Source organism: Streptomyces sp. NBC_00386, from assembly GCF_036063235.1.
Lineage (GTDB): Bacteria > Actinomycetota > Actinomycetes > Streptomycetales > Streptomycetaceae > Streptomyces.
Genome location: NZ_CP107950.1, coordinates 4,324,354 through 4,349,833 on the forward strand (window position 1 = coordinate 4,324,354; position 25,480 = coordinate 4,349,833).

24 protein-coding genes are annotated in these 25,480 nt (G+C 72.1%); 6 read left to right on the forward strand and 18 right to left on the reverse strand.

Annotated elements, in window-relative coordinates; genetic code table 11:
* Nucleotides 1–52: 52 nt before the first annotated feature.
* Entirely contained in the window at nucleotides 53–2,578 is a 2,526-nt protein-coding gene (locus OG780_RS18930; RefSeq protein WP_328449721.1) for an ATP-dependent Clp protease ATP-binding subunit, read from the reverse strand.
* A gap of 430 nt (nucleotides 2,579–3,008) precedes the next feature.
* Here OG780_RS18930 and OG780_RS18935 point away from each other — a divergent pair, with 430 nt between their 5' ends.
* Nucleotides 3,009–3,740 carry an SCO3374 family protein gene (locus OG780_RS18935; protein WP_328449723.1) on the forward strand — a complete coding sequence of 244 codons (732 nt, stop codon included), beginning with the start codon at nucleotides 3,009–3,011 and terminating at the stop codon, nucleotides 3,738–3,740.
* Here OG780_RS18935 and OG780_RS18940 read toward each other — a convergent pair.
* From OG780_RS18940 to OG780_RS18985, 10 genes are all read right to left on the reverse strand, one after another.
* Nucleotides 3,719–4,054: a histone-like nucleoid-structuring protein Lsr2 gene (locus OG780_RS18940; RefSeq protein ID WP_326786311.1), complete on the reverse strand. Its 336-nt coding sequence runs from the start codon at nucleotides 4,052–4,054 to the stop codon at nucleotides 3,719–3,721. The genes OG780_RS18935 and OG780_RS18940 overlap by 22 nt on opposite strands.
* Nucleotides 4,055–4,282: 228 nt before the next feature.
* A complete protein-coding gene (locus OG780_RS18945) occupies nucleotides 4,283–4,852 on the reverse strand; it encodes an amino-acid N-acetyltransferase (protein ID WP_328449725.1) in 570 nt (189 codons plus the stop codon).
* 9 nt (nucleotides 4,853–4,861) lie between these two features.
* Nucleotides 4,862–5,314 (reverse strand): BlaI/MecI/CopY family transcriptional regulator, encoded by a 453-nt coding sequence (locus tag OG780_RS18950; protein WP_328449727.1) that lies wholly within the window; start codon nucleotides 5,312–5,314, stop codon nucleotides 4,862–4,864.
* A 137-nt stretch (nucleotides 5,315–5,451) separates the two neighbouring features.
* Nucleotides 5,452–5,637 (reverse strand): hypothetical protein, encoded by a 186-nt coding sequence (locus OG780_RS18955; RefSeq protein ID WP_328449729.1) that lies wholly within the window; start codon nucleotides 5,635–5,637, stop codon nucleotides 5,452–5,454.
* A 13-nt stretch (nucleotides 5,638–5,650) separates the two neighbouring features.
* Complete coding sequence (locus tag OG780_RS18960; RefSeq protein WP_328449731.1) at nucleotides 5,651–6,277, reverse strand: hypothetical protein; 627 nt, start codon at nucleotides 6,275–6,277, stop codon at nucleotides 5,651–5,653.
* A gap of 225 nt (nucleotides 6,278–6,502) precedes the next feature.
* Nucleotides 6,503–7,300, reverse strand: a complete 798-nt coding sequence (locus OG780_RS18965; protein ID WP_326786315.1) for a type III pantothenate kinase — start codon at nucleotides 7,298–7,300, stop codon at nucleotides 6,503–6,505.
* Nucleotides 7,301–7,308: 8 nt separating this feature from the next.
* On the reverse strand, nucleotides 7,309–8,286 hold the full coding sequence (gene nadC, locus OG780_RS18970) for a carboxylating nicotinate-nucleotide diphosphorylase (protein WP_328449734.1): 978 nt from the start codon (nucleotides 8,284–8,286) through the stop codon (nucleotides 7,309–7,311).
* Nucleotides 8,287–8,291: 5 nt separating this feature from the next.
* Nucleotides 8,292–10,061: an L-aspartate oxidase gene (locus OG780_RS18975; RefSeq protein ID WP_328449736.1), complete on the reverse strand. Its 1,770-nt coding sequence runs from the start codon at nucleotides 10,059–10,061 to the stop codon at nucleotides 8,292–8,294.
* Nucleotides 10,058–11,050 carry a pantoate--beta-alanine ligase gene (gene panC / locus OG780_RS18980; RefSeq protein WP_328449738.1) on the reverse strand — a complete coding sequence of 331 codons (993 nt, stop codon included), beginning with the start codon at nucleotides 11,048–11,050 and terminating at the stop codon, nucleotides 10,058–10,060. The genes OG780_RS18975 and panC overlap by 4 nt, the downstream gene beginning before the upstream one ends.
* Nucleotides 11,047–11,985 (reverse strand): Rossmann-like and DUF2520 domain-containing protein, encoded by a 939-nt coding sequence (locus OG780_RS18985; protein WP_328449740.1) that lies wholly within the window; start codon nucleotides 11,983–11,985, stop codon nucleotides 11,047–11,049. The genes panC and OG780_RS18985 overlap by 4 nt, the downstream gene beginning before the upstream one ends.
* A 218-nt stretch (nucleotides 11,986–12,203) precedes the next feature.
* Here OG780_RS18985 and OG780_RS18990 point away from each other — a divergent pair, with 218 nt between their 5' ends.
* Nucleotides 12,204–13,439: a threonine aldolase family protein gene (locus tag OG780_RS18990; RefSeq protein ID WP_328449742.1), complete on the forward strand. Its 1,236-nt coding sequence runs from the start codon at nucleotides 12,204–12,206 to the stop codon at nucleotides 13,437–13,439.
* A 47-nt stretch (nucleotides 13,440–13,486) separates the two neighbouring features.
* Here the strand turns inward: OG780_RS18990 and OG780_RS18995 are convergent, their stop codons facing one another.
* The gene (locus tag OG780_RS18995) at nucleotides 13,487–13,708 is read right to left on the reverse strand and encodes a hypothetical protein (protein WP_328449744.1); all 222 of its coding nucleotides are present in this window, start codon (nucleotides 13,706–13,708) and stop codon (nucleotides 13,487–13,489) included.
* A gap of 160 nt (nucleotides 13,709–13,868) precedes the next feature.
* On the opposite strand from OG780_RS18995, the gene OG780_RS19000 reads away from it, so the two are divergent.
* Nucleotides 13,869–14,978: a DUF5937 family protein gene (locus OG780_RS19000; RefSeq protein WP_328449746.1), complete on the forward strand. Its 1,110-nt coding sequence runs from the start codon at nucleotides 13,869–13,871 to the stop codon at nucleotides 14,976–14,978.
* A 60-nt stretch (nucleotides 14,979–15,038) separates the two neighbouring features.
* On the opposite strand, the gene OG780_RS19005 is transcribed toward OG780_RS19000, so the two are convergent.
* The 3 genes from OG780_RS19005 to OG780_RS19015 all read right to left on the reverse strand — a co-directional run bounded on the left by OG780_RS19005 (nucleotide 15,039) and on the right by OG780_RS19015 (nucleotide 17,719).
* Nucleotides 15,039–15,671 (reverse strand): AAA family ATPase, encoded by a 633-nt coding sequence (locus tag OG780_RS19005; protein ID WP_328449748.1) that lies wholly within the window; start codon nucleotides 15,669–15,671, stop codon nucleotides 15,039–15,041.
* A 121-nt stretch (nucleotides 15,672–15,792) separates the two neighbouring features.
* Nucleotides 15,793–16,464 carry a response regulator transcription factor gene (locus tag OG780_RS19010; protein WP_328449750.1) on the reverse strand — a complete coding sequence of 224 codons (672 nt, stop codon included), beginning with the start codon at nucleotides 16,462–16,464 and terminating at the stop codon, nucleotides 15,793–15,795.
* A gap of 52 nt (nucleotides 16,465–16,516) precedes the next feature.
* Entirely contained in the window at nucleotides 16,517–17,719 is a 1,203-nt protein-coding gene (locus OG780_RS19015) for a sensor histidine kinase (protein WP_328449752.1), read from the reverse strand.
* A 183-nt stretch (nucleotides 17,720–17,902) separates the two neighbouring features.
* On the opposite strand from OG780_RS19015, the gene OG780_RS19020 reads away from it, so the two are divergent.
* Nucleotides 17,903–19,057: an SAM-dependent methyltransferase gene (locus OG780_RS19020; RefSeq protein ID WP_328449754.1), complete on the forward strand. Its 1,155-nt coding sequence runs from the start codon at nucleotides 17,903–17,905 to the stop codon at nucleotides 19,055–19,057.
* Here OG780_RS19020 and OG780_RS19025 read toward each other — a convergent pair.
* Nucleotides 19,022–20,173, reverse strand: coding sequence for an NADH-quinone oxidoreductase subunit D (locus tag OG780_RS19025; RefSeq protein WP_328449756.1), 1,152 nt, complete (start codon nucleotides 20,171–20,173; stop codon nucleotides 19,022–19,024). The two genes, OG780_RS19020 and OG780_RS19025, sit on opposite strands and share 36 nt — an antisense overlap.
* A 31-nt stretch (nucleotides 20,174–20,204) precedes the next feature.
* Between OG780_RS19025 and OG780_RS19030 the strand changes: the two genes are divergently transcribed.
* Nucleotides 20,205–20,708 (forward strand): PH domain-containing protein, encoded by a 504-nt coding sequence (locus OG780_RS19030; protein WP_328449758.1) that lies wholly within the window; start codon nucleotides 20,205–20,207, stop codon nucleotides 20,706–20,708.
* Between the two features lie 68 nt (nucleotides 20,709–20,776).
* Nucleotides 20,777–22,096 carry a PH domain-containing protein gene (locus OG780_RS19035; protein ID WP_328458238.1) on the forward strand — a complete coding sequence of 440 codons (1,320 nt, stop codon included), beginning with the start codon at nucleotides 20,777–20,779 and terminating at the stop codon, nucleotides 22,094–22,096.
* Nucleotides 22,097–22,276: 180 nt separating this feature from the next.
* On the opposite strand, the gene OG780_RS19040 is transcribed toward OG780_RS19035, so the two are convergent.
* Together OG780_RS19040 and OG780_RS19045 are read right to left on the reverse strand one after the other, a co-directional pair.
* Nucleotides 22,277–24,004 (reverse strand): hypothetical protein, encoded by a 1,728-nt coding sequence (locus OG780_RS19040; RefSeq protein ID WP_328449760.1) that lies wholly within the window; start codon nucleotides 24,002–24,004, stop codon nucleotides 22,277–22,279.
* Between the two features lie 339 nt (nucleotides 24,005–24,343).
* On the reverse strand, nucleotides 24,344–25,474 hold the full coding sequence (locus tag OG780_RS19045; RefSeq protein ID WP_328449762.1) for an alpha/beta hydrolase: 1,131 nt from the start codon (nucleotides 25,472–25,474) through the stop codon (nucleotides 24,344–24,346).
* Nucleotides 25,475–25,480: the final 6 nt, after the last annotated feature.

Consider the following 25,480-nt stretch of genomic DNA (forward strand, 5'->3'; position numbering starts at 1 on the left):
TGCCCCGGGACCGAAGTCCCGGGGCAGCCCCTTTTCCAGGCGGACCCTGAGGTCACGCCTCCTTGCTCAGGTTGGGACCGGCACCGCCGGCGGCCTGCTCGATCGGCGGGACGTCGGGGAGCGCCGACTTCTCCTCACCGCGGAAGGTGAAGGCCTTGGCCTCGCCCTCGCCGTCGGTGTCGACGACCACGATGTGGCCGGGACGGAGCTCGCCGAAGAGGATCTTCTCGGAGAGGACGTCCTCGATCTCGCGCTGGATGGTCCGGCGCAGCGGCCGGGCGCCCAGCACGGGGTCGTAGCCCTTCTTCGCGAGGAGGGACTTGGCGCTCGGGCTGAGCTCGATGCCCATGTCCCGGTCCTTCAGACGCTCGTCCACCTTCGCGACCATGAGGTCGACGATCTGGATGATGTCTTCCTCGGTCAGCTGGTGGAAGACCACCGTGTCGTCGACACGGTTCAGGAACTCGGGGCGGAAGTGCTGCTTCAGCTCCTCGTTGACCTTGGCCTTCATCCGGTCGTAGTTGGACTTGACGTCGCCCACGGCCGCGAAGCCGAGGTTGAAGCCCTTGGAGATGTCCCGGGTGCCGAGGTTGGTCGTCATGATGATGACCGTGTTCTTGAAGTCCACGACCCGGCCCTGGGAGTCGGTCAGACGACCGTCCTCCAGGATCTGCAGCAGCGAGTTGAAGATGTCCGGGTGGGCCTTCTCCACCTCGTCGAAGAGGACGACGGAGAACGGCTTGCGGCGGACCTTCTCGGTGAGCTGGCCGCCCTCTTCGTAGCCCACGTATCCGGGGGGCGAACCGAAGAGACGCGAGACCGTGTGCTTCTCGCTGAACTCCGACATGTCGAGGGAGATCAGCGCGTCCTCGTCACCGAAGAGGAACTCCGCGAGGGTCTTCGACAGCTCCGTCTTACCGACACCCGAGGGGCCGGCGAAGATGAAGGAACCACCGGGACGCTTCGGGTCCTTCAGACCCGCTCGCGTACGGCGGATCGCCTGCGAGAGCGCCTTGATGGCGTCCTTCTGGCCGATGACCCGCTTGTGGAGCTCGTCCTCCATGCGCAGCAGACGCGAGGACTCCTCCTCGGTCAGCTTGAAGACCGGGATGCCGGTGGCGGTGGCCAGGACCTCGGCGATGAGCTCGCCGTCGACCTCGGCCACGACGTCCATGTCGCCGGCCTTCCACTCCTTCTCGCGCTTGGCCTTCGCCGCCAGCAGCTGCTTCTCCTTGTCGCGGAGAGAGGCCGCCTTCTCGAAGTCCTGGGAGTCGATGGCCGACTCCTTGTCGCGGCGCACGCCCGCGATCTTCTCGTCGAACTCGCGGAGGTCCGGCGGCGCGGTCATCCGGCGGATGCGCATCCGGGAGCCGGCTTCGTCGATCAGGTCGATCGCCTTGTCGGGCAGGAAGCGGTCCGAGATGTACCGGTCGGCGAGCGTCGCCGCCTGCACCAGGGCCTCGTCCGTGATGGACACACGGTGGTGGGCCTCGTACCGGTCGCGCAGACCCTTGAGGATCTCGATCGTGTGGGGGAGGGAAGGCTCCGCCACCTGGATCGGCTGGAAGCGGCGCTCGAGGGCCGCGTCCTTCTCGAGGTGCTTGCGGTACTCGTCCAGGGTCGTCGCACCGATGGTCTGGAGCTCACCGCGGGCCAGCATGGGCTTCAGGATCGAAGCGGCGTCGATGGCGCCCTCGGCGGCACCCGCACCGACCAGCGTGTGCAGCTCGTCGATGAACAGGATGATGTCGCCGCGGGTGCGGATCTCCTTGAGGACCTTCTTCAGGCGCTCCTCGAAGTCACCGCGGTAGCGGGAGCCGGCGACCAGCGCGCCGAGGTCGAGGGTGTAGAGGTGCTTGTCCTTGAGGGTCTCGGGCACCTCGCCCTTGACGATGGCCTGGGCGAGGCCCTCGACGACGGCGGTCTTGCCGACGCCGGGCTCACCGATGAGCACCGGGTTGTTCTTCGTACGGCGGGACAGCACCTGCATGACCCGCTCGATCTCCTTCTCGCGCCCGATGACCGGGTCGAGCTTGGACTCACGAGCGGCCTGGGTGAGGTTCCGGCCGAACTGGTCGAGGACCAGGGACGTGGAGGGGGTGCCCTCGGCAGGACCGCCGGCGGTGGCGGTCTCCTTGCCCTGGTAACCGGAGAGCAGCTGGATCACCTGCTGCCGCACACGGTTGAGGTCTGCGCCCAGCTTGACCAGGACCTGGGCGGCGACGCCCTCGCCCTCGCGGATCAGGCCGAGCAGGATGTGCTCCGTGCCGATGTAGTTGTGGCCCAGCTGAAGGGCCTCGCGGAGCGACAGCTCCAGGACCTTCTTGGCACGGGGGGTGAAGGGGATGTGGCCGGAGGGGGCCTGCTGGCCCTGCCCGATGATCTCCTCCACCTGCTGGCGGACCGCCTCGAGCGAAATCCCGAGGCTCTCCAGGGCCTTAGCGGCGACACCCTCACCCTCGTGGATCAGGCCCAGGAGGATGTGCTCGGTGCCGATGTAGTTGTGGTTGAGCATCCGGGCTTCTTCCTGAGCCAGGACGACAACCCGCCGCGCGCGGTCGGTGAACCTCTCGAACATCGTTAATCGCTCCTCAGAGCGGTCAGGCAGTAAGGGGACGCTCCCCTCCCTGTCCTTCCGCAGCTTAGTCCCGCAAGCGGGGACCGCTCATTCCAACTGCCGACACCGTCCTTGGCCTCCTGACCCCGAACGCCGACATCTGCTCCAACCTGATGGTGCGAGACGATGTTCCCGCAGGCCAGGCAGATACCCTCTCCCGCTGTACGCCGATGGCGAACGTGAGATGCCCGAGCCCTGCGTGTCGCCTCTCCCACTAGGCATGTCTTACCCGTGCTCACTGACAGTCCATGCCGCGCGCACCGGTTCCCTCCGCTACGGGCGAACATCCATGCCCGGCGGAACGCTCCCGCACGCCCCTTTTCCCGGCACTCTGAGCGTTCACGGAAATACCCAGCGTAACTCGGGGGGTCTTTTGACGGTTGCTCCTTGCATGGTTCCCACCGTCCCTGTCCCCCGTCGACCGTCCGATCCGGGTGATCCGGTCGATCCGGTACGTCAGTGGTACGAGAACGAACTGGACTGGACGACAGTGCCCGGGTTGCCGGTACGGCTGGTCACGGGGCTGCGCTTCGACGTCCTGGAGGTGCCGGCGGAGGCGGGATTCCCCGCCCTGCGGCATCTGGGACCGGCTTCTCCGGTGGCCCTGCACGGGGAGCGGATGCGGCTGCTGGTGGCCACGGGGAGCGCGGAGGAGCTGCCGGGGCTGCTCGACTGGCTGGAGTGGGGAACTCTCGCGCTGGATCTCACGGCGATCGGCGCGGGCGGAAGCATCGAGGCTCCCCCGCCGCCGGATCCCGGCGGCGCGGTGGCGCCGGATCCCGGGGCTCCGGCGCCGCCGGGTCCCCTCGCTCCGCCGGCCGGGTTCGGGGCCCGGCCCGAAGGCCGGCCCGAAGACGGTCCGCGAGCCCGTCCCGGCGACCGGCGGCCGGCCGGTCCGGAAACGCGGAGACGCCCACGAGGGGCCGCCCGCTGGCTGCGGCCCCCGATGCCCGGCCGCGCGGTGGAGTCGGCATTGCCGACACTGTCGGCGCTGGGCGGCGGGACCGTCGGCGGGGGCGTTGGGGGCGCCCCCGATCTCGTACGACTGGTGCAGACGATGGCGACACAGTGCCACCGCGTGAGGCTGCGGCGAGCGCCCGCTCAGCCGTTGGCCTTCTCGTAGGCCTCGCGAATGGACGCGGGAACGCGGCCGCGGTCGTTGACCTCCAGGCCGTTCTCCTTCGCCCAGGCACGGACCTGCGCGGTGTCCTGGCTGCCACCGGAAGCGACGCGGGCCTTTCCGCGTCCGCCCGAAGCACGGCCTCCGGTACGACGGCCACCCTTCACGTACGCGTCGAGAAGGCCACGGAGCTTGTCCGCATTGGCGGTCGTGAGATCGATTTCGTACGTCTTGCCGTCCAACGCGAACGTCACGGTCTCGTCCGCCTCGCCACCGTCGAGGTCGTCGACAAGAAGGACCTGAACCTTCTGTGCCACCGGATTTCCTTTCATCGATAACTTCAGGGCAAGGAGGGTCCCGCGGCGTCCGCCGTTTCGCCGTCCCTTGTTATATGCAGTACTGCAGTACGTCGGAAAGCAAACCGCTTTTGCTGGAAAAACACAAACCCCTGGCAGAGACTCACCGGACTCCGCCCGCCCGGAAACGTGCGCGTTTCGGACATAGGGAACGCGGGCAGCGCACTCCGCCGGAATAGCCGGTCGCGATCACAGATGCAGAAGCATCCGGCTGTTGCCCAAGGTGTTCGGTTTCACTCGTTCGAGACCGAGGAACTCCGCGACGCCCTCGTCATAGGAACGCAGGAGCTCGGCGTACACATCGGTGTCGACGGGTGTCTCACCGATCTCCACGAAGCCGTGCTTCGCGAAGAAGCCGACTTCGAAGGTCAGACAGAAAACCCGTCGAACACCGAGCCAGCGGGCGGTCTGGAGCAACTTCTCCAGCAGCTGATGACCGACGCCCAGGCCCTTGACCGTGGGGTTCACCGCGAGAGTGCGGACTTCCGCGAGGTCTTCCCACATCACGTGCAGGGCGCCGCAGCCGACCACCTCGGCGTTGTCGTCGCGTTCCGCGACCCAGAACTCCTGGATGTCCTCGTAAAGGGTGACGGTGGCTTTGTCGAGCAGGATACGGCGGCGCACGTTCGCGTCGAGGAGTCCTCGTACGGCCGCGACATCGCTGGTCCTGGCCCGTCGGACGGTGACGGCTTTTGCGGTGACTTCGGGATGCTCCGCCGGAAGCCCTGCCGGAACCTCCGCGGGATGCTCTGCTGACATGAGCGGACGCTATCGTCCGGAGGCGTCCCCGTCAGCGGCGGGGTTCTCCCCGGAGGGCCCGGGCGCCGGTGGCCTTTCGGCCGCTTCGGGGGCTTGCGGTTCCGGCCCTTGCACCATGCGTACGGCATCCCTGAGGGCTACCCGCTGTTCCTCGCTCATCATCCCGAAGAAGGCGACGAGAGCGGCCGCTGGGTTGTCACTCTGCGACCAGGCGTCGTTCATCAGCGCCGCCGAGTAGGCGGCCCGTGTGGAGACGGCCTCATATCGATAGGCCCGGCCTTCCGCCTCGCGGCGGACCCAGCCCTTCTGATGGAGATTGTCCAAAACGGTCATCACCGTGGTGTAGGCGATGGACCGTTCCTGTTGAAGGTCTTCCAGGACTTCCCGAACGGTCACCGGGCGGTTCCACTTCCACACCCGCGTCATGACCGCGTCTTCGAGTTCTCCCAATGGGCGAGGCACAGTTCAGAACAATAGTGGGAGATGGCCAACAAAAAGGGCGTACGACTCGAAGGACGCGGGAAACGTCCGAGTCGTACGCCGGTGACAGCGCGGCCGGGCACGGGGCGGGCGTACGCCGAAGAGGGCTCGCCCGGGGCTCAGGCCCCGGTGTCCTTGCGGGCCGAGGCCTGCTGAGCGGCCTCCACGCGCGCGAGGGCGGCGTCGACGACCCCGTCCTCCTTGGCCTTGTTGGCCCCGCCCTGACTCTTCACGATCGTCACGATGAGCCCGATGAAGAACACGGCCATCACTACCGGGGGCACGAGCGCGGAGACATAGTCCATGCCCCCAGAGTAGCTAGCCCGCCGCGAGCTGCTGCGGCGGGTCGGCCGGGGGCGGGCCGGGCTTGCGCCGCGGCGGGAAGACCTCGCCCGGGGTGGGGATGGGCCGGTCCGGGCGGGGCGGCCCGGCAGGCGGCCGGGGCCCCGGTTCCGGCTCGGACCTCCTGTCGGGCTCCTCGGCGGCGCGGCCGCCGGGCAGGGCCAGCAGACGGGTGCGGGACGGGGGGACCGAGGCGAGCGCGCGGCCCGAGAGCCGGGTCCGCACGTCCCGCTCGGCGAGGACCTGGCAGCGCTCCAGGAGAGCCGCCGCGGCGGGATTGCCACGCAGCGCGCGGAGCGCGGCGAGGTCGTCGGCGTTCGGCCGGTATCCGGAAGCCAGGGCCTCCTCCAGGCGGGGGAGGTAGCCGGTGACGGTGCCCGGCAGGGCGGCCCGGTAGCGGGCGAGGTCGGCCAGCAGGAAGGCCCGGAGCCTGGCCCCCTCGTGGGCCGCCTCGTCGAGGGACCCGGCGAGGCGGAGGCAGTCCTGGACGTCCTCGGCCGAGACGGGGCTGGGGTGCAGGGCGAGGGCGAGGACACGGCGGAGCACACGCAGCTCCTCCGCGCCGAACGCCATGCCGCCGTGGGATCCGTAGGGCGTGGGCATGGGGCGACGATACGTGCTAATCAGACAAAATCCGCATAGCAGAAGAAATGTGGCGCGTCCTGTCTCGACGAGAGCGGAACTGCGTCCCGGATTCCGGAAGAGCGCCCGGCCGCCGCCCCTCCGGAAGGAAAGCCGGCCGCCACCCCGCCCCGGAAGGGAAGCCGAAGGGGCCCCGCGCACGCGGGGCCCCTTCGGTACCGGCTGCCCGCGTCACGCGGGCGGAGTTCACATGCGCGAGACGTTCCGCTCGTACACCAGCCGCAGCCCGATCAGCGTGAGCCACGGCTCGTGCTCGTCGATCACCGAGGACTCGCCGAGGACCATCGGAGCCAGTCCGCCGGTGGCGATGACGGTGACGTCCTCGGGGTCGTCGGCGAGCTCGCGCGCCATCCGGTTCACGACGCCGTCGACCTGGCCGGCGAACCCGTAGATGATGCCGGACTGCATCGCCTCGACGGTGTTCTTGCCGATCACCGCGCGCGGCCGGGCCACCTCGATCTTCCGCAGCTGCGCGCCCTTGACACCGAGCGCCTCGACGGAGATCTCGATGCCGGGAGCGATGACACCGCCGACGTACTCGCCCCGCGCGCTGACCGCGTCGAAGGTGGTCGCGGTGCCGAAGTCGACGACGATCGCCGGTCCCCCGTACAGCTCGACGGCCGCCACGGCGTTGATGATCCGGTCGGCGCCGACCTCCTTGGGGTTGTCCGTGAGGATCGGCACGCCCGTCTTGACACCGGGTTCGACGAGGACGGCGGGGACATCGCCGTAGTAGCGCCGCGTCACCTCGCGCAGCTCGTGCAGCACGGACGGCACGGTCGCGCAGATCGCGATGCCGTCGATGCCGTCGCCGAGCTCCTCGCCGAGCAGCGGGTGCATGCCCATGAGGCCCTGGAGCAGCACGGCGAGTTCGTCGGCGGTGCGGCGCGAGTCGGTGGAGATGCGCCAGTGCTCGACGATCTCCTCCCCGTCGAAGAGGCCGAGGACCGTGTGGGTGTTGCCTACGTCGATGGTCAGCAGCATGGCCGGGGTTACTCCGCCGCTCGCAGGTCGAGGCCGATGTCGAGGATCGGGGAGGAGTGCGTGAGCGCGCCCACCGCGAGGAAGTCGACGCCCGTCTTCGCGTAGGCCCCGGCGTTGGCGAGGGTGAGCCGGCCGGACGCCTCCAGCAGGGCACGGCCCGCGACGAGGGCGACCGCCTCCTCGCACTCGACGGGCGTGAAGTTGTCCAGCAGGATCAGGTCGGCGCCCGCGTCGACGACGTCGCGGAGCTGGTGCAGGGTGTCGACCTCGACCTCGACGGGGACCTCCGGGAACATCTCCCGTACGGCCTTGAAGGCCTCGGCCACGCCGCCGGCGGCGACCACGTGGTTGTCCTTGACCAGTGCCGCGTCGGACAGCGACATGCGGTGGTTGACGCCTCCGCCGCAGCGCACCGCGAACTTCTCCAGGGAGCGCAGGCCCGGCGTGGTCTTGCGGGTGTCCCGCACCCTCGCCTCGGTGCCCTCCAGGGCGTCCGCCCACGCGCGCGTGGCGGTCGCGATGCCGGACAGGCGGCACAGGAGGTTGAGGGCGCTGCGTTCGGCCGTCAGCAGGTCGCGGGTGCGCGTGGTGACGCTCAGCAGCTTCTGGCCGGCCTCGACGCTGTCGCCGTCCTCGACGTGCCGCTCGACCTCGAACTCGTCCGTGCAGACCACGGACAGGACGGCCTCGGCGACGCGCAGGCCCGCGACGACGCCCGCGTCCCGGGCGGTGAAGTCCGCGGTGGAGACGGCGTCCTCGGGGATGGTCGCGACCGTCGTCACGTCCACGCCGTGGTCGAGGTCCTCCTGGATCGCCACGTTCGCGATGTCCTCGACCTCCAGGGGGTCGAGGCCGGCGTCGGCGAGGAGCTGGGCCAGAGCGGGATCGAGGCCGCACTCCATGTACGCCTCGTCCATGTCTGCGCCGCAGCCGCAGCCGTCGCCGCAGCCGCCGCTCTCGGCGAGGGGAAGGTCGTGGGTGCTCACTTCGGTCACTGCTCCTGGGTACGGGACGGGGGCGCCGGGTGGGGCTGCCGGGATGTCGGGGGGAAGTCTGCGGTATCGGTGGTGCCGACGGCGAGCGTCCGGTCGGGATTCAGCCGTACGACGATGTGGCGGCGCCACTGTTCGTCGTCGCGGTCGGCGTGGTCCTCCCGCCAGTGGCAGCCCCGGGTCTCCTCGCGCAGCAGGGCGGCGGCGACAAGGACGCGGGCCACGCACAGCAGGTTGGTGGCCTCCCAGGTGTCGACGCCGGGCTCGGAGGTCTTGCCGTTCTCGTCGAGGGCGTCCCGAGCGTCGGTGTGCAGACGCTGGAGCTGCTCGGCCGCGGTCGAAAGGGACTCGGCGGAGCGCAGCACACCGGCGCCGCCCGTCATGATCCGCTGGATCGCGAAGCGGGCCTCGGGGGCGAGCAGCGGGTGCGCGGGCGTCTCGGGGTGCGGGACCGGCTGGGGCACGCGCGCGTGCAGACCGTCCTCGGCGTGGCTGGCCGCGATGTCGGCGGCGATCCGCTCGGCGTAGACGAGGCCTTCCAGCAGGGAGTTGGAGGCGAGCCGGTTGGCGCCGTGGACGCCCGTGCAGGCGACCTCTCCGCACGCGTACAGACCGGGGACCGTGGTGCGGCCCCGGGCGTCGGTGCGTACGCCGCCGGAGGCGTAGTGGGCGGCCGGGGCGACCGGGACGGGCTCGGTCACCGGCTCGATGCCGTTGGCGCGGCAGGCGGCGAGGATCGTGGGGAAGCGGTGCTCCCACATGGCGGCGCCGAAGTGCCGGGCGTCGAGGAACATGTGCTCGGCGTCCTGCTCCTGCATGCGGCGCATGATGCCCTTGGCGACGATGTCCCGGGGGGCCAGTTCGGCCAGCTCGTGCTGGCCGACCATGAAGCGCACGCCGCCCGCGTCGACCAGGTGGGCGCCCTCGCCCCGTACCGCCTCGGAGACCAGCGGCTGCTGGCCCTCCGCGTCGGCTCCGAGGAAGAGCACGGTCGGATGGAACTGGACGAATTCGAGGTCGGAGACCTCGGCGCCCGCGCGCAGGGCGAGGGCCACGCCGTCGCCCGTGGAGACGGACGGGTTGGTGGTCGCGGAGTAGACCTGGCCCATGCCGCCGGTCGCGAGGACCACGGCGGGGGCGTGGACGGCGCCGACACCGTCGTGCTGGCCCTCTCCCATGACGTGCAGGGTCACGCCCGCGGTGCGGCCCTCGGCGTCCGTGAGGAGGTCCAGGACGAGCGCGTTCTCGACCGTGCGCAGGCCGCGCGCGCGGACCGCCTCGACGAGGGCCCGGGAGATCTCGGCGCCCGTCGCGTCGCCGCCCGCGTGCGCGATGCGGCGGCGGTGGTGGCCGCCCTCACGGGTGAGTTCGAGGCGGCCCTCGGAGGACTCGTCGAAGTGGGCGCCGGTCGCTATGAGTCGGCGCACCGCGTCGGGGCCCTCGGTGACGAGGATGCGGACGGCTTCCTCGTCGCACAGGCCCGCGCCCGCGACGAGGGTGTCGTCGAGGTGCTGTTCGGGGGTGTCGCCCTCGCCGAGGGCCGCGGCTATGCCGCCCTGCGCCCAGCGCGTGGAGCCGTCGTCCAGGCGGGCCTTGGTGACGACGACGGTCCGCAGCCCCGCGGCCTCGCAGCGCAGGGCCGCGGTGAGCCCGGCCACGCCGGAACCGACGACGACGACGTCCGCGGTCAGGGCCCAGCCCGGGGCGGGCGCGTGCAGGCGTATACCGGTGCCAGTGGCGGTGTCTGAACCTGTGCCTTTGCCGGTCACGAGGCGGCTCCGAAGGTGAGGGGAATGTTGTCGATCAGCCGGGTCGTGCCGACCCGGGCGGCGACGGCGAGGACCGCCTCGCCGGTGAAGTCGTCCGGGACCTCGGTGAAGTCGTCGGGGTCGACGAGTGCGAGATAGTCCAGGGCCAGCGGCGGCCGCAGGCGGGCCGCCTCGTCGAGGACCAGCCGGGCGGCCGAGCGGACCCCGCCGGGCCAGCCGGGGACGGCCTTGGCGACGGCGTGCGCGTCGGCCGCGGCCCGGGACTCGCCCAGGGCGCTGAGGGCCTCGGCACGCTCGCGCGTGGCGGGCACCTCCAGGGCCCGCGCGCGCAGCGCCTCCTGGGCGGCGTGCCGGTCACGGCCCGCGAACAGGGCCTGGGAGAGGGCGAGCGCGGTGCGCCGCTCCTGGGCCGAGAGGTAGCGGTTGCGGCTGGAGAGGGCGAGTCCGTCCTCCTCGCGCACGGTGGGGACGCCGGTGATCTCCACGCCGAAGTTCAGGTCGCGTGCCATGCGCCGGATCAGGGCGAGCTGCTGGGCGTCCTTCTGGCCGAACAGGGCCACGTCGGGCCGGGTCAGGTGCAGCAGTTTGGCGACGACGGTGAGCATGCCGTCGAAGTGACCGGGCCGCACGGAGCCTTCCAGGCGCTCGCCCATCGGTCCCGCGGAGATCCGGACCTGGGGCTCGCCACCGGGGTAGACCTCGTCGACGGAGGGCGCGAACACGACGTCGGCACCCGCCTGTTCGGCGATCTTCAGGTCGGCGTCGAGGGTGCGCGGGTAGCGGTCGAGGTCCTCGCCCTGCCCGAACTGGAGGGGGTTGACGAAGACGGTGACGACCACCTCGCCCGCGTCTCCCGCGACCTCGCGGGCGGTGCGGATCAAGGTGGCGTGGCCCTCGTGGAGGGCGCCCATGGTCATCACGACGGCTCTGCGGCCGGTCCGGGCCCGCGCGGACAGTTGGTCGGCGGTGCGCAGCAGGGCGGTGGTCATCGGGTGTCTCCCTCGGTCCCCTGGGTCGCGTCCGTCCCGGCGGCGAGTACTCCCAGGAGGTCCTCGGCGAGTTCCGGCTTGAGCAGTCCGTGGGCGAGCGCGCGGTCGGCGGTCGCGCGGGCCATCGCCAGATAGCCGGCGACGGTCCCCGGGGCGTGCCGGCGCAGTTCGGCGACGTGCGCGGCGACCGTGCCCGCGTCCCCGCGCGCGACGGGTCCGGTCAGGGCCGCGTCGCCCGACCTGAGCGCGTTGTCCAGAGCGGCACCGAGGAGCGGGCCGAGCATGCGGTCGGGGGCCGCGACACCGGCGGTGCGCAGCAGCTCCATCGACTCGGCGACCAGGGTCACCAGGTGGTTGGCTCCCAGCGCGAGGGCCGCGTGGTAGAGCGGCCGGGACTCCTCGGCGATCCACTCGGGCTCGCCGCCCATCTCGATCACGAGGGCCTCGGCGGCCAGCCGGAGCTGCTCGGGGGCGGTGACGCCGAAGGAGCATCCGGCGAGCCGCTGGACGTCCACGGCGGTGCCCGTGAACGTCATCGCGGGGTGCAGGGCGAGCGGCAGCGCGCCCGCCCTGAGGGCCGGGTCGAGCACGCGCGCGCCGTACCGTCCCGAGGTGTGCACCAGGAGCTGTCCGGGCCGGACGGCGCCCGTCTCGGCGAGTCCTTCGACGAGCCCGGGGAGCGCGTCGTCGGGGACCGTCAGCAGCACGAGGTCGGCGCGCTCCAGGACCTCGGCCGGGGACACCAGCGGAACGTCGGGCAGGAGCTGCGCGGCACGCCGCCTGGAGGCGTCGGAGACGCCGGAGACGGCCACCGGGCGGTGTCCGGCGAGCTGGAGCGCGGCGGCGAGCGCGGGTCCGACACGGCCGGCACCGACGACGCCGACGGTCAGCCGCGCGGGGCGGTCCTTGGGCTCTGGCTGGAGATACGTACTCACGCGACGGCGGCCTTCCGTTCCAGTCCGCTCGGGGTACCGGACGATTTCTCGTCATGTTAACGCGATTGGTCCGACGGGAGTCCGGCCGTCCACAGGCTGTGGGTTTCCGCGCGCCGGAACGCGATGAGTGCCCTGGCCGGGTGAACGAGATATCCACAGGTCACCGGCGTGTGGAATTCGAGGTGCCCGGCCGGGCCCGCCCGGGACATGATCCTGGGATGAGCGATACGGCGGCACGAAGCGGTGGAGAACCTGCGGAGCGGGTCGGCACGGAGCCCGTGGAGCGGGGCGGGGAGGGGACGGCGGGGCTGTCTCCCGAGGAGCGGTTCGAGCGGCGCGCGGTCGCCTGGAAGGCGGCCGGGCGGGTGCTGTGGCGGCCCGGCTACCAGTTGTCGCTCCGCGAGCGCCTGGCCTGGCTGAACGAGGGCGCCGGTGACGTGTGCGACCTGGACGAGCGGGTCGACATGTACGGCGACGGCCTCGTCGAGAACCTGGAGGAGCGGGTCGCCGCGCTGCTGGGCACGGAGGCGGCGGTCTTCTTCCCGACCGGGACCATGGCGCAGCAGGTCGTCCTGCGCTGCTGGGCGGGCCGGACCGGTGACGCGACCGTGGCCCTGCACGGGCTCAGCCACCCCGAAGTCCATGAACGGCAGGCGTTCAGCCGGGTCAGCGGCCTGCGCCCGGTCCGTCTGACGAACGAGCCCCGGATGCCGACCGCCGAGGAGGTGCGGGACTTCCCCGAGCCATTTGGCGCGCTGCTGCTGGAGCTGCCGCTCCGGGACGCCGGGTTCGTCCTGCCGACCTGGGAGGAGCTCACCGAGGTCGTGGAGGCGGCCCGGGAGCGTGACGCGGTCGTCCACATCGACGGGGCCCGGCTGTGGGAGTGCACCCCGCGCTTCGGCCGCCCCCTGGAGGAGATCGCCGGCCTCGCGGACAGCGTGTACGTCTCGTTCTACAAGTCGCTCGGCGGTTTCGGCGGTGCCGCCGTCGCGGGGCCGAAGACGCTCGTGGACGAGGCGAAGACCTGGCGGCACCGGTACGGCGGCATGATCATCCAGCAGTTCCCGACCGTCCTGTCGGCGCTGATCGGCCTGGAGCGGGAGCTGCCCCGGCTGCCGGAGTACGTCGCCCACGCGCGCGTGGTGGCCGGCGCGCTGCGCGAGGGCTTCACCGAGGCCGGGGTCCCCTGGGCCCGGGTCCACCCGGAGGAGCCGCACACCCACCAGTTCCAGGTCTGGCTGCCGTACGAACCGGACGTCCTCGGGGACGCGGCGCTGCGGCAGGTCGAGGAGACGAGGACGGGCCTGTTCGCCCAGGGCTGGAACCGGGGCGGCCCGGGACTCGCGTACACGGAGGTCACGGTGGCCGGGCCGGGTCTGGAGTGGACGGCGGACGACGTGAAGGCGGCGGTCCGCGCGTTCGTGGAACGGCTGCCGGACCGGATCACCTCGTAGGACGCGGGCACGCACGGCACGGGGCCCGGGAGGGCCCGGCGGCGCGGCTATCGGCGGGCCGGCCACCGGTGCCGGCCGTGCAGCCACCGGCTCAGGGCACCGCGCAGCCGGCCGTGCGCCGGATGTCCGGCCACGACGGCCCGGAACCGCCGGTAGTCGCGCAGCTCCCGCGCGACCTCCCGGTCGTGGCTGCCGGGTGCCGGTGGAGCGGCCTCCCCGTGCTGCGAGGCCCGGTAGCTGTCCAGGAGGTACTGCTGGGTGATGCTCATGACCGATCGCCTCTCGGGAACGAGGGATGGGATCCGAAGGCCCCGCGCGAACTGCCCCGGTCGTCCCAGGCTGCGCCTGATCACAACGGCTGTCGCCTCGATTGACGGCCGTCGTCAATCGGCGGCGGCCGCTGTCGGTGGCGAGGTGCACCATGGGGACATGAGCGTGCACATCGACATCCGCGGCCTGCGGCCGGAGCGGGTCGCCGTCGTGCCGTCGCCGCTGGCCGAGCTGGGGATGGCGCTGCACGCGCTGGCGGAGCCGGGGCACCACCCCGGGCTCCAGGGCTGGGCGACGGGGGTGACCGCCGGGCTCGATCCCCATCTCGCGGACCGGATGTGCGAGGCGGACTTCCTGTGGCGTACGACGTTCTCGGACCTGTTCCTGCCGTGCGCGGGCATCCCGGGCGGGGTCTCGGTGCCGGGCGCGACGCTCGCCGAGGACCTGGACCTGCTGGACAAGCTCACCGACGAGCAGTTCGTGGACGCGGCCCTGGAGTTCACCTGCGCGCTCGCGTACAGCTCCGAGGGGCCGCACGCCCTCTCCGATCCCGAGGTGCAGCGGCGTGCCGTCGATCTGGCCGCCTCGCGCGGGCCGCAGCAGACGCGGTTCACCGAGCGGCTGCTGGTGGACCCGCCGGGCGTGCGGGCCTGGCTGCGGCAGTTCCTGGAGGACTGCGACGAGGCCTTCTTCGCCGAGACCTGGTCCCGGCTGCGCCACCCGCTGGCCGCGGAGGCCCGTCACAAGACGGATCTGCTCCGGCACAAGGGCCTGCCCGAGGCGCTGGCCTCCGTCTCCTCCGCCCTGTCCCTGGACGAGACGGCGCGGATCATCACCGTCGACAAGCTGACCGAGGGGGGCACGGTGGTCACGGCGGACGGCGGTCTGCTGCTGGTCCCCACCAGCCTCGGCCGTCCGCACCTGATGGTGCTGCACCGCTATCGGTGGCAGCCGGTGCTGCACTACCCCGTCAGTTCCCCCGAGCTCTCCGCCCCGCCCTCCGTCGAGCAGCTCACCCTGCGGATGACCGCCCTGTCCCACCCGGTCCGGATGCGCATCTGCCGCCATCTGGCACGCAGCGCGTACACCACGGGCGAGCTCGCCCAGGTGCACGGGATGACCGCGCCGGAGATATCCCGGCACCTGAGCGTGCTCAAGAAGGCCGGCCTGATCACCACGCGGCGCCGCGGCCGCTATGTGCTGCACCAGCTCGACGTCGGCGTGGTGGCCCGGCTGGGCAGCGATTTCCTGGAGGGGATCCTGCGCTGAGGGTCCGCGGGTGACGCCCCGGACCGGGGACCGGGGTGCTGCCCGGTCCGCGCGGCCGACTCAGTCGAGGCGGATGTGGCGCACGCTCGTCCGTGCCCGCCGCAGGCGCCCGCGCAGGGCCCCGTCCCGGTTCGGTTCGAGCGTCAGCCCCGCGAGGACCGCTATCCGGTCGGCGGTCCTGGCGACGGTCGTCCCGTCGGTCCACAGATGCTCGGCGAACTCCGGCTCGCGCAGCCGCTCCAGGCAGTGGTCGAGCTGCCCCACGGCCCAGCTCTCGCGCCGCAGCGGGGTGTCCTTCCCCGCGACGTGGCCCACAAAGTGCCCGAAGCCGCGTTCGCGCAGCCGCCGAAGGACGGTCTCGCGCTCGGCCAGCAGCGTGAAGTGCCGTACGTCGTGGCCCAGTTCACGCAGCCGCCCGACCGTCTCCGCGAAGTGCACGGGGTTCGTGACCGTCATGGGGGCGATGACCACACCGTCCCGTTCGCGGAGCGCGAGGTCGAGCACCTCGACCACACCCTGCCGCCAGGACACCAAGTCCTGGAAATCGCCGCGGAGTTCGGGCGGAAGCATGCGGCGCAGGCCGAAACCGGCGTGTTCCGGATCGCAGATGACGCTGCCCTGCAGCCTGCGCTGGATCTCGTGCGCGGTCTGTGTCTTGCCGCCCCCGAAGGGCCCGTTGATCCACAGGAGCATGCGCCGACCCTAGTGCGCGCCGGTCACGTCCCGGTCACGCGAAGGCCGGCGCCACCGGGAAACCGGGCCCCGCCCCGGCAGTCGCTCGTACGGCACCGGCCGCGGGGTGTGCCTTCGGGCGTCAGCCGAGCCCGCCCGCCCGGACGAGCCCCGTCTCGTAGGCGAGGACGACCACCTGGACCCGGTCGCGCAGGCCGACCTTGGTGAGGATGCGCCCGACGTGGGTCTTCACGGTGGCCTCCGAGAGGACGAGACGGGCCGCGATCTCCCCGTTGGACAGGCCCTGCGCGACCAGGATCATGACCTCGCGCTCGCGCTCGGTGAGCCGCTCCAGGCCCTTGTGCCGGGGCTCCTTGCCGGCGTTGGGCAGCAGCGGCGCGAACCGGTCGAGCAGGCGCCGGGTGGTGGACGGCGCGACCACGGCGTCGCCGCTGTGCACGGAACGGATGGCGGCGAGCAGCTCTCCCGGGGGCACGTCCTTGAGCATGAAGCCGGAGGCGCCCGCCTTCAGACCGGAGAACGCGTACTCGTCGAGGTCGAAGGTGGTGAGGATCAGGACCTTCGGCGGGTTCGGGTCCGAGCAGATGCGGCGGGTCGTCTCCACGCCGTCGAGCTTCGGCATGCGTACGTCCATCAGGACCACGTCGACCTCGGTGGCGCTCAGCACCTGCAGGGCCTCGACGCCGTCGCCCGCCTCGGCCACGACCTCCATGTCCGGCTGGGCATCGAGCACCATCCGGAAGCCGGTGCGCAGCAGCACCTGGTCGTCGACGAGCATCACGCGGATCGCCATCGGGGGCCTTTCACTTCGTCGGGCCGGTCGTCGGGACCGGTGTGTACAGGTGTCAGTGGGCCGCTTTGAGCGGCAGCAGGGCGCTGATGCGGAAACCCCCGCCGGGCCGCGGCCCCGCGTCCAGGGTGCCGCCGACCATGCCGACACGCTCCCGCATGCCGATCAGGCCGTGGCCCTGCCCGTCGGCGCCGCCCTCCTCGTACAGCTCGTGGGGGGCGCCCTTGCCGTCGTCCTCGACGAGCAGGCCGAGGCCGTCGTCGAAGTACACCAGACGGACGCTGGCGCCCGCGTTCGGGCCTCCGTGCTTGCGGGTGTTGGTCAGCGCCTCCTGGACGATGCGGTACGCCGTGAGCTCCACACCGCTGGGCAGCGGGCGCGGGGTGCCCTCCACCTTGAAGTCGACGGGCAGACCCGAGGTGCGGCACTGCTCGATGAGGTCGTCGAGCTGCTCGACGTCGGGCTGCGGCACGTATTCGCCGCCCTCCTGGTGCTCGCCGGTGCGCAGCACTCCGAGCAGCCGGCGCATCTCGGCGAGGGCCTGCCTGCCGGTTCCCGAGATGGTCTCCAGCGCCTTCCTGGCCTGGTCGGGGGCGGTGTCCATGACGTACGCGGCGCCGTCGGCCTGAACCACCATCACCGAGACGTTGTGCGCGACGACGTCGTGCAACTCGCGCGCGATCCGGGCGCGCTCGGCGGCGACCGCGACCTTGGCCTGCGCCTCGCGCTCCTTCTCCAGACGGGCGGCCCGCTCCTCCAGCTGCGCGAAGTAGGCGCGGCGGGTGCGGATCGAGTCGCCGAGCACCCAGGCGAGCGCGAACGGAACGGTCTGGAAGATCGCCATGAAGACGCCGCCCGGCCCGCTGGCCTCGGTGGGCCAGCGGAGCTGCGAAAGGGTGCCCGCGCACAGGCCGCCGATCAGCGCGAGCCGGGAGGCCCAGCGGGCACCGTCCGCGGCGACCGTGTAGATGATCACCAGCATCGCGAAGTCCTCGGCCGCCGACGGGACGTCCAGGACCAGTTGTGCGAGGCCCGCCGCCACGGCCAGGATCAGCATCTTCTCCGGCATGCGGCGGCGCAGCGCGACGACCACGCTCAGCACGACGGCGATCGGGAGCGCCGTGGCGGTCGACGACGGACCCGTCGCGGCGCCGTTGACATTGCTGATGCTCACCCAGGAGATCCCGAGGAGGGCGACGGCCCAGAAGCTGTCGACCCATGTCGGGTACCTGCGGAGAAGGTCATAGAGGCGCTGCACGTAACCCAGAGTAGGGAGGCGCGCGGTGTGCCCGGGTCAACCGGAGGACCGATCCGGGGCCGCCCCTCGTACTCCCCAAGGTGGATGCCCCTCCCTCCGGGACGCCCAAAAGGTGCCTTCCGCACCGATCCGGACCGGACCGCCCGGCCGGACCAGCGGAACGGCACCGCTTAGCCTGACCCCGTGGAACGTGCGGCGGCGGGTGAGTGGCGTGGGTGGCGCGAGGCGACGGAAACGGCGCTGTACGGCCCGGGGGGCTTCTACCGCCGGCCCGAGGGCCCGGCCGGGCATTTCCGGACCTCGGTACACGCCTCCCCGCTGTTCGCGGGGGCCGTGGCACGCCTGCTGTGCCGCCTCGACGCGGCCCTCGGCCACCCGGATCCGCTGGCCTTCGTCGACATGGCCGCCGGCCGCGGCGAGCTGGTGACCGGGGTCCTCGCCGCTCTCCCCGCCGACGTGGCCGGCCGTGTGCGCGGGTACGCCGTCGAGCGGGCGGAGAGGCCGGCCGGCCTCGACCGGCGGATCTCCTGGCTCACCGAGCCGCCGCGCGGGATCACCGGGCTGCTCTTCGCCAACGAGTGGCTGGACAACGTGCCCGTGGACGTCGCCGAGGCCGGCCCGGACCGGGTGCCGCGGCGGGTCCTCGTCCGCGGCGACGGAACCGAACGCCTCGGGGAGCCCGTCACCGGGGAGGACGCCCGGTGGCTGCGGAACTGGTGGTGGCCGCCGGCCGGCGACCGGCCCGCACCGGGAGCGCGGCCGGTCCCCGAGCCCGCACAGGAAGCACCCCGAACACCGGGGGCGGACGGTTCTCCCGAAGCGCCCCTCGCGCCCGCCGAGGGGGCCCGTGCCGAGATCGGGCTCCCCCGGGACCTCGCCTGGGCCTCCGCCGTGGCCACGCTCGACCGGGGCCTCGCCGTCGCCGTCGACTACGCGCACGTCGCGGGCGGGCGGCCGCCCTTCGGGACACTCACCGGTTTCCGGGAGGGACGCGGGACGGCACCGGTACCGGACGGCTCGTGCGACATCACCGCGCATGTGGCGCTCGACGCGTGCGCGCTGCCCGGGGGCCGCGTGGTGACCCAGCGCGCGGCGCTGCGCGCGCTGGGCGTGAGCGGCGCCCGCCCCCCGCTCGCCCTGGCGACGACGGACCCGGCGGCCTATGTGCGCGCCCTCGCGGGTGCCGGGCAGGCGGCGGAACTCACCGCGCCGGGCGGGCTGGGCGACTTCGGCTGGCTGCTCCAGCCCGTCGGCTTCCCCGACGGGTTCCCGGACTCCCCCGACGCCGTCCTGCGCGACGCCCTACTTGTCGATGTCCCCGACCACGAAGAACAGTGACCCCAGGATCGCCACCATGTCGGAGACCAGCGTCCCGGGCAGCAGTTCGGTGAGCGCCTGGATGTTGTTGAAGGAGGCGGAGCGCAGCTTCAGCCGGTACGGAGTCTTCTCGCCCTTGCTGACGAGGTAGTAGCCGTTGATGCCGAGGGGGTTCTCGGTCCAGGCGTACGTGTGTCCCTCGGGCGCCTTCAGGACCTTCGGCAGACGCTGGTTGACCGGGCCGGGCGGCAGCTCGGCCAGCCGGTCGAGACAGGCGTCCGCGAGGTGCAGGGAGTTGTGCGTCTGCTCCAGGAGACACTCGAAGCGGGCCAGGCAGTCGCCCTCCTCTCGCGTGACGACCTTCAGGGTGTCCTGGAGCTCCCCGTACGCGAGGTAGGGCTCGTCGCGGCGCAGGTCGAAGTCGACGCCGGAGGCCCGCGCGATGGGACCGCTGACGCCGTACGCGTGCACGGCCTCCGGCGAGAGGACGCCCACATCGCGCGTACGCCCCCGGAAGATCTCGTTGCCGATCACCAGGTCGTCGTACACGCCCATCCGCGCGCGCAGCGCGGCGACGCAGGCACGCGCGCGGGCGGCCCATCCGGCCGGAAGGTCCTCCTTGAGACCGCCGACGCGGTTGAACATGTAGTGCATGCGCCCGCCGGAGATCTCCTCCATGACGTGCTGGAGCTCCTCGCGCTCCGTGAAGGCGTAGAAGATCGGGGTGATCCCGCCCAGCTCCAGGGGATAGGAGCCGAGGAACATCAGGTGGTTGAGGACCCGGTTGAGTTCCGCGAGCAGCGTGCGCATCCACACCGCGCGCGCGGGGACCTCCATGCCGAGCATCCGCTCCACGGCGAGGACGACGCCCAGCTCGTTCGAGAAGGCCGACAGCCAGTCGTGGCGGTTGGCGAGCATGATGATCTGGCGGTAGTCGCGCGCCTCGAAGAGCTTCTCGGCGCCGCGGTGCATATAGCCGATGACCGGCTCCGCGTGCTGGATCCGCTCACCGTCGAGTACGAGCCGCAGGCGCAGCACGCCATGGGTCGAGGGGTGCTGGGGGCCGATGTTGAGCACCATGTCGGTGCTCTCGGCAGCGCCGCCGATGCCGACCATGGTCTCCGTCGTGGGAGTCATGGCCACAGTCTCTCGTACGTACGCTTGCTCCATGGAGACGGGGAGCACGCGGACCGAGGAGAGCGCGCCGGGGGAGCCGGTCTGGACCGGACTGCCTCCGGGGCTGCTGCGCATGCGACGACTGTTGCTGGTGGTGTGGCTGGGACTCCTGACGATCGCCGTCGGCTTGCTCCTCGCTCTGTTCGCCGGTCCGGGCTGGGCGGCCTTCGCCCTGCTGCCGCCCGCCCTCGCCGCCTGGGGCTGGCACATGCTGGGGCGCAACTGGCGCTCCTGGCGGTACGCGGAACGCGCGGACGACCTGCTGATCAGCCGGGGGGTGCTGTGGCGTGAGGAGACCGTGGTGCCGTACGGGCGCATGCAGCTCGTCGAGGTGACCTCCGGGCCCCTGGAACGCCACTTCGGGCTCGCCAGCGTGCAGCTGCACACGGCCGCCGCGGCCACCGACGCGTGCATCCCGGGTCTCGACCCGGGCGAGGCCGAGCGACTGCGCGACCGGCTGACCGAACTGGGCGAGGCACGATCGGCGGGCCTGTGAGCACGGCCTCCCCGGACTCCCCGGGACACCCGTCCGCCGCGCCCGGCGCCCTCCCCGGCGCGACGGCCGTGCCGGACGACGAGGGTCCCGTACCGGAGGAGAGGCCGCTGTCCGAACGGCGGTTGCACCCCGTGACCCCGTTCCGGCGAGCCTGGGCACCGGTGGCCGTCCTCGCGGGCTGGGCCGTCCACGACCCGGGCCAGGCGCAGGAACAGCTCGCCCGGCTCACGACGACCGTGCTGCTCCTGGGGCTCGCCGTGATCGTCCCGGGCGCCGCCCTCTACGGCTTCATGAGCTGGTGGTTCACGCATTTCGCGGTGACCGACACCGAACTGCGCATCCGCACCGGCCTGTTGTTCCGCCGCACCGCGCACATCCGGCTCGAACGGCTCCAGGCCGTCGACATCACCCAGCCGCTGCTGGCCCGCGTCGCGGGCGTCGCCAAGCTGAAGCTCGATGTCGTCGGGACCGACAAGAAGGACGAGCTGGCCTATCTGGGCGAGGGCGAGGCCCGCAGGCTGCGTGCCGAACTCCTCGCCCGGGCGGCCGGGTTCGCACCCGAGTCGGCCCACGAGGTCGGCGAGGCACCGGTCCGGCAGCTGCTGCACGTCCCGCCCGGCGTCCTGGCCGCCTCCCTGCTGCTCACCGGTGCCACCTGGGCCTCCCTGGTCGCCGCGCTCGTCGTGCCCACGCTGCTGTGGTTCGCCACGCACAGCGTCTGGACGGTCCTCGCGACCGGACTGCCCCTGCTCGGCGCGGCGGGCGCGAGCAGCGTCGGGCGGTTCGTCGGTGAGTACGACTGGACGGTGGGCGAGTCGCCCGACGGCCTGCGCATCGATCACGGGCTCCTGGACCGGACGCACGAGACGGTGCCGCCCGGACGCGTGCAGACCGTACGGATCGTCGAACCCCTGCTGTGGCGCGGCAGATGGGTGCGGGTCGAGCTGGACGTGGCCGGGTCCTCGAACTCGGTCCTCGTGCCCGTCGCTCCGCGCGAGGTCGCCGAGGCCGTGATCGCCGCCGTGCTGCCCGGTGTGACCGTTCCCGCGTCACTGGACCGGCCGCCACGGCGGGCCGGCTGGTGCGTGCCGTTCTGGTGGCGCGGGTACGGACTCGCCGTCACCGGCACCGTGTTCGCCGCGCGCCGCGGGCTGTTGCGGCGCCGCCTCTACCTCGTCCCGCACGCCAAGGCGCAGAGCGTCCGGCTGACACAGGGGCCCTGGGAGCGCTTCAAGGGGCTCGCCGACGTCCACATCGACGCCGGTGCCGGCAGGACGGTGACCGCGCGGCTGCGGGATGCCGCCGAGGCGGCGGAGCTCCTCCAGGCACAGGCGGACCGGTCCCGCACGGGACGGCGGGAGGCCCGGCCGGACCGGTGGATGGCCTGAGGGCCGCCGGGGCGGGGTCGGTGCAGGTGCCGCGGACGTCCGGTGGGGACGGGCCGGGTGACGCGGGTCTCCGCCGAGGGAGCGGGAACGGGTCAGGAAACGGGTCAGGGAACGGGTGAGGGCAGTGGCGTCACGCCACTGCCCTCACTTCGTCACGCCTGCCCGGCGGGAGCGTGCGGCTCAGGAAGCCGCGCTCCGCAGCCCGGTCATGTCGATGTGCTCGGTCTCGTCGTGCTCGGTCAGGTCGATGACCTGGCGGTCGGCACCGTCCGTGGCCTCGCCCGCGGGCTTGAACCCGGACTCGGACTCGGCCTTGTGCACGGCGAGCGCCTCCTGGCCGACCACGTCGGCGAGGTCCTCGTTCTGCACGGCCTCCATCGCGGCGGCCTCGGACTGCTCCGCCTGCGTACCGAAGAAGTCGAACCCTCCCTCGGCCGAGGGGCGCCGCACGGGCGCGGTGTGCGGGACGACGGCCACCGCGGTCGGCACGGTGAAGTGCCCCGAGCGCTGGGCCGGCTTGGCGGGCGGAAGCGCCGCCCGCGCCGGCGGTGCCGTCACGGCCCGGCGGGACGTCTCGGGTGTGGCGGCGGTCGGAGACTCAGCCTCGGCGGCCGCGCGCTGGTGCTCGCGGGCCGCCTCGGGCTTCCCCTGCGCCCCACCCGCCTCCGCGACGGAATCCGCGGACGGACCCGTCTCGGTGGCCGGAGCTCTGTGCGGGGCAGCCTCGCCGTGCGTGACCGCGTCCCGCTCGGCCGCCAGGTCCCTGGTCGCGACCAGGGCCTTCGTGGCGGCCGCGCCCTTCCGCATCGCCGCGCGCTGCTTCGCCGCCGCGTCCCTCCTGACGGCCGCGTCCAGCGCGGACCCGCCCGGCGCGGGCACGTCGTTCAGGGACCTGGCCGTCGACGAGCGGGCGTCGGGGGCCTGGACCGAGTCGGTGTCGGGGTCCGCGTCCGGCAGCGCGAGGGCCACGGATGTCGAGGCCGTCCGGGCCTCGGCGCCCTCCGCCTCCCGGCCGTCGCCCGCGACCCGGCTCGACGTCGCTCCGGCCCGCAGGAAGAGCGACGACCCGGCCGGGGAGAAGACCTCGGGGGACTCGTCGGTCCCGGTTCCGGCCTCCGCCCTCGCGTCCTCGTCGTCCTCGTCGTCCTCCGCGTCCGGGGCGACCGTGTCCTCGTCCGGCGCCATGAAGGCCTCGATGGCATCCGACCCGCTTGCGGACGCGGGCACCCCGCCCCCGGAACCCTCGGACTGTGCGGTCTCTCCGGACGCCTCGGACTTCGCCGGCTCCTCGGACGCGTCCGGTCCTCCGGACGTCCCGCCCGCCTCGGGCGCTCCGGAGGAGTCCGTGGAGTCCATGGAGTCCGTGTCGTGGGCCTCCGGCGTGCCGGAGGGGTCGTCAATCTCGACCTCGTCCGGAGCCGTCCGCGCGGCCGGCAGGGCACGGGCCGGTACCGAAGCCTCTATGGCGAGCTGCCGGCGCCCCTCCAGGGCGGTGGCCCGCTCCGTCTCGGCCGTGGCGTACCGCCGCAGCAGCGCCGCGTGCTCGTTGCGCAGGCCGGCCAGCTCGGTGCGCTTGGCGCGCAGCTTCTGCTCCAGCTTGGCGCGCAGCTCGCGCGACTCCTCGAGGTCCGTCTCCAGCTCGGCGACGCGTTCCTCATAACGCCACTCGTCGCTCGCCCGCGCGCGCGTGAGGTCCGCGACGCGTTTGCCCGCCGCGGTGTCCCATTGGCGCAGGACGACCGCGCTGACGACCGCCGTCGCCGCGGCACCCGCGGCCAGGACACGGAGCGCGAACGCATCCGTGAACAGCCAGGGTCCTATGGCGCAGACGAGCGACACGCCGGCGATCGCCGAAGAAGGCAGCACCCTGTGCAAGGGCGGGGAATGGCGGTGGCGTCCACGTGGCATGGCCAGAAACTTACCGCGCGTAGGCGAATCTTGGTGGCCCGCACGGTAAAAACACAGTCTCCCCGGAGGCTTTGTCCTGTACCAAGCGCCTACAGGGCACACCGCTTGTCCCACAAAGCCCGTCACGCCCCCGATCGCACCGGCTCCCCGATCAATTCCGCCGCCTCCGAACGGTTCCCGAATCGTCATCTTCGGGCGCGGCATTCCCCCCGGGGAGCGCCTTTCTCCGTACCGGACAGTCCAATTCGTCCGCGGGGCACGTCACGGCCCGGCGGGGCACGCCACGGACCGCACGGGACCGCACGGCGTCCGGGCCGCTCGGCCCCGGCGCGGCACGCGTCAGCGGTCGCTCAGGCGTCCGCTGAGCCACTGAAGGGCACCCGGAATCTCCCGCCGCCAGGTGTTGAAGTTGTGGCCACCGCTGTCGAGGATGATCGACGAGATCCTGGTGGGCTTCTTCGATTTCACCAGCTCTATGAAGTCGAGCGTCGCCCTGTAGTTGGATTCGCCCACCTTGCTGCTGGTGACGAGGAGCGAGGTGTCCGGGGCGGGCTTGTTCCTCAGGTACCAGCGCAGATCGGCGCTGTCGCGCAAGGCCTTGTCGCCCCGGAAGAGGTCGCCCGTCGTGCGGTCGATCGGCGCCTTGTAGTACGGCGACAGGCCCACGCCGGCCGCGTACGTCCCGGGGTGGTGGACGGCGAGTTTGAGCGCGCAGTACCCGCCCGTCGAGTCGCCGATGATGCCCCAGCTCCGGGGCTTTGGGCCCACCCGGTAATGGGCCGACACGGCGTCGGGGAGGTCCTTGGCGAAGAAGGACTCCGTCTGCGGGCCGCCGGGGATGTCCACGCACTCGGTGTCCCGCGGCGGAGCGACGGTCGGCCGCAGCATCACCAGGATCATCGGCTGGCTCCTGCCGCTCCTGACCAAACGATTCTCCGTCTGCGGGAAATGCAGGGCCTTGATGAGTGCCCGGGCCGTGCCGGGATAGCCCGTCAGCACGGTCACCGCCGGGAACGTACGGGTCCGGTACCGCGGCTGGAAGTACTCCGGCGGCAGATACACGTACGCCGGTGTGGCGATGCGGGTCGTACGGCCGACGATGTCGATCTTCTGGATCTGGCCGCCGCTCCGCGGCCGGGCACCGCCCGAGACGGTCACCTGCTCGGTGTCCACGACCTGGAGGGGGCCGCCGCCCGGACCGCTCGCGCCGTTGTGGTCGACGACCACGCCCTCGCCTCTCTCCCTGCCGAGAAGATCCGCCCAGCTGGCGTAGAACCCGAATGCCTGGTTGGCCGACAGCCCGACCGACGCGAACAGCATCACCTGGGTCGCCAGCAGCAGCCCGACACGTCCGCTGACGGACCGCCAGGTACGTCTGGCGAGCCGCGGCCACCACCACACCGTGCCGACGAAGAGCAGTACGGCGAGCAGGATCACCAGTACCAGAACCTTGTTGCTCGTGAGACCCATGGGCTG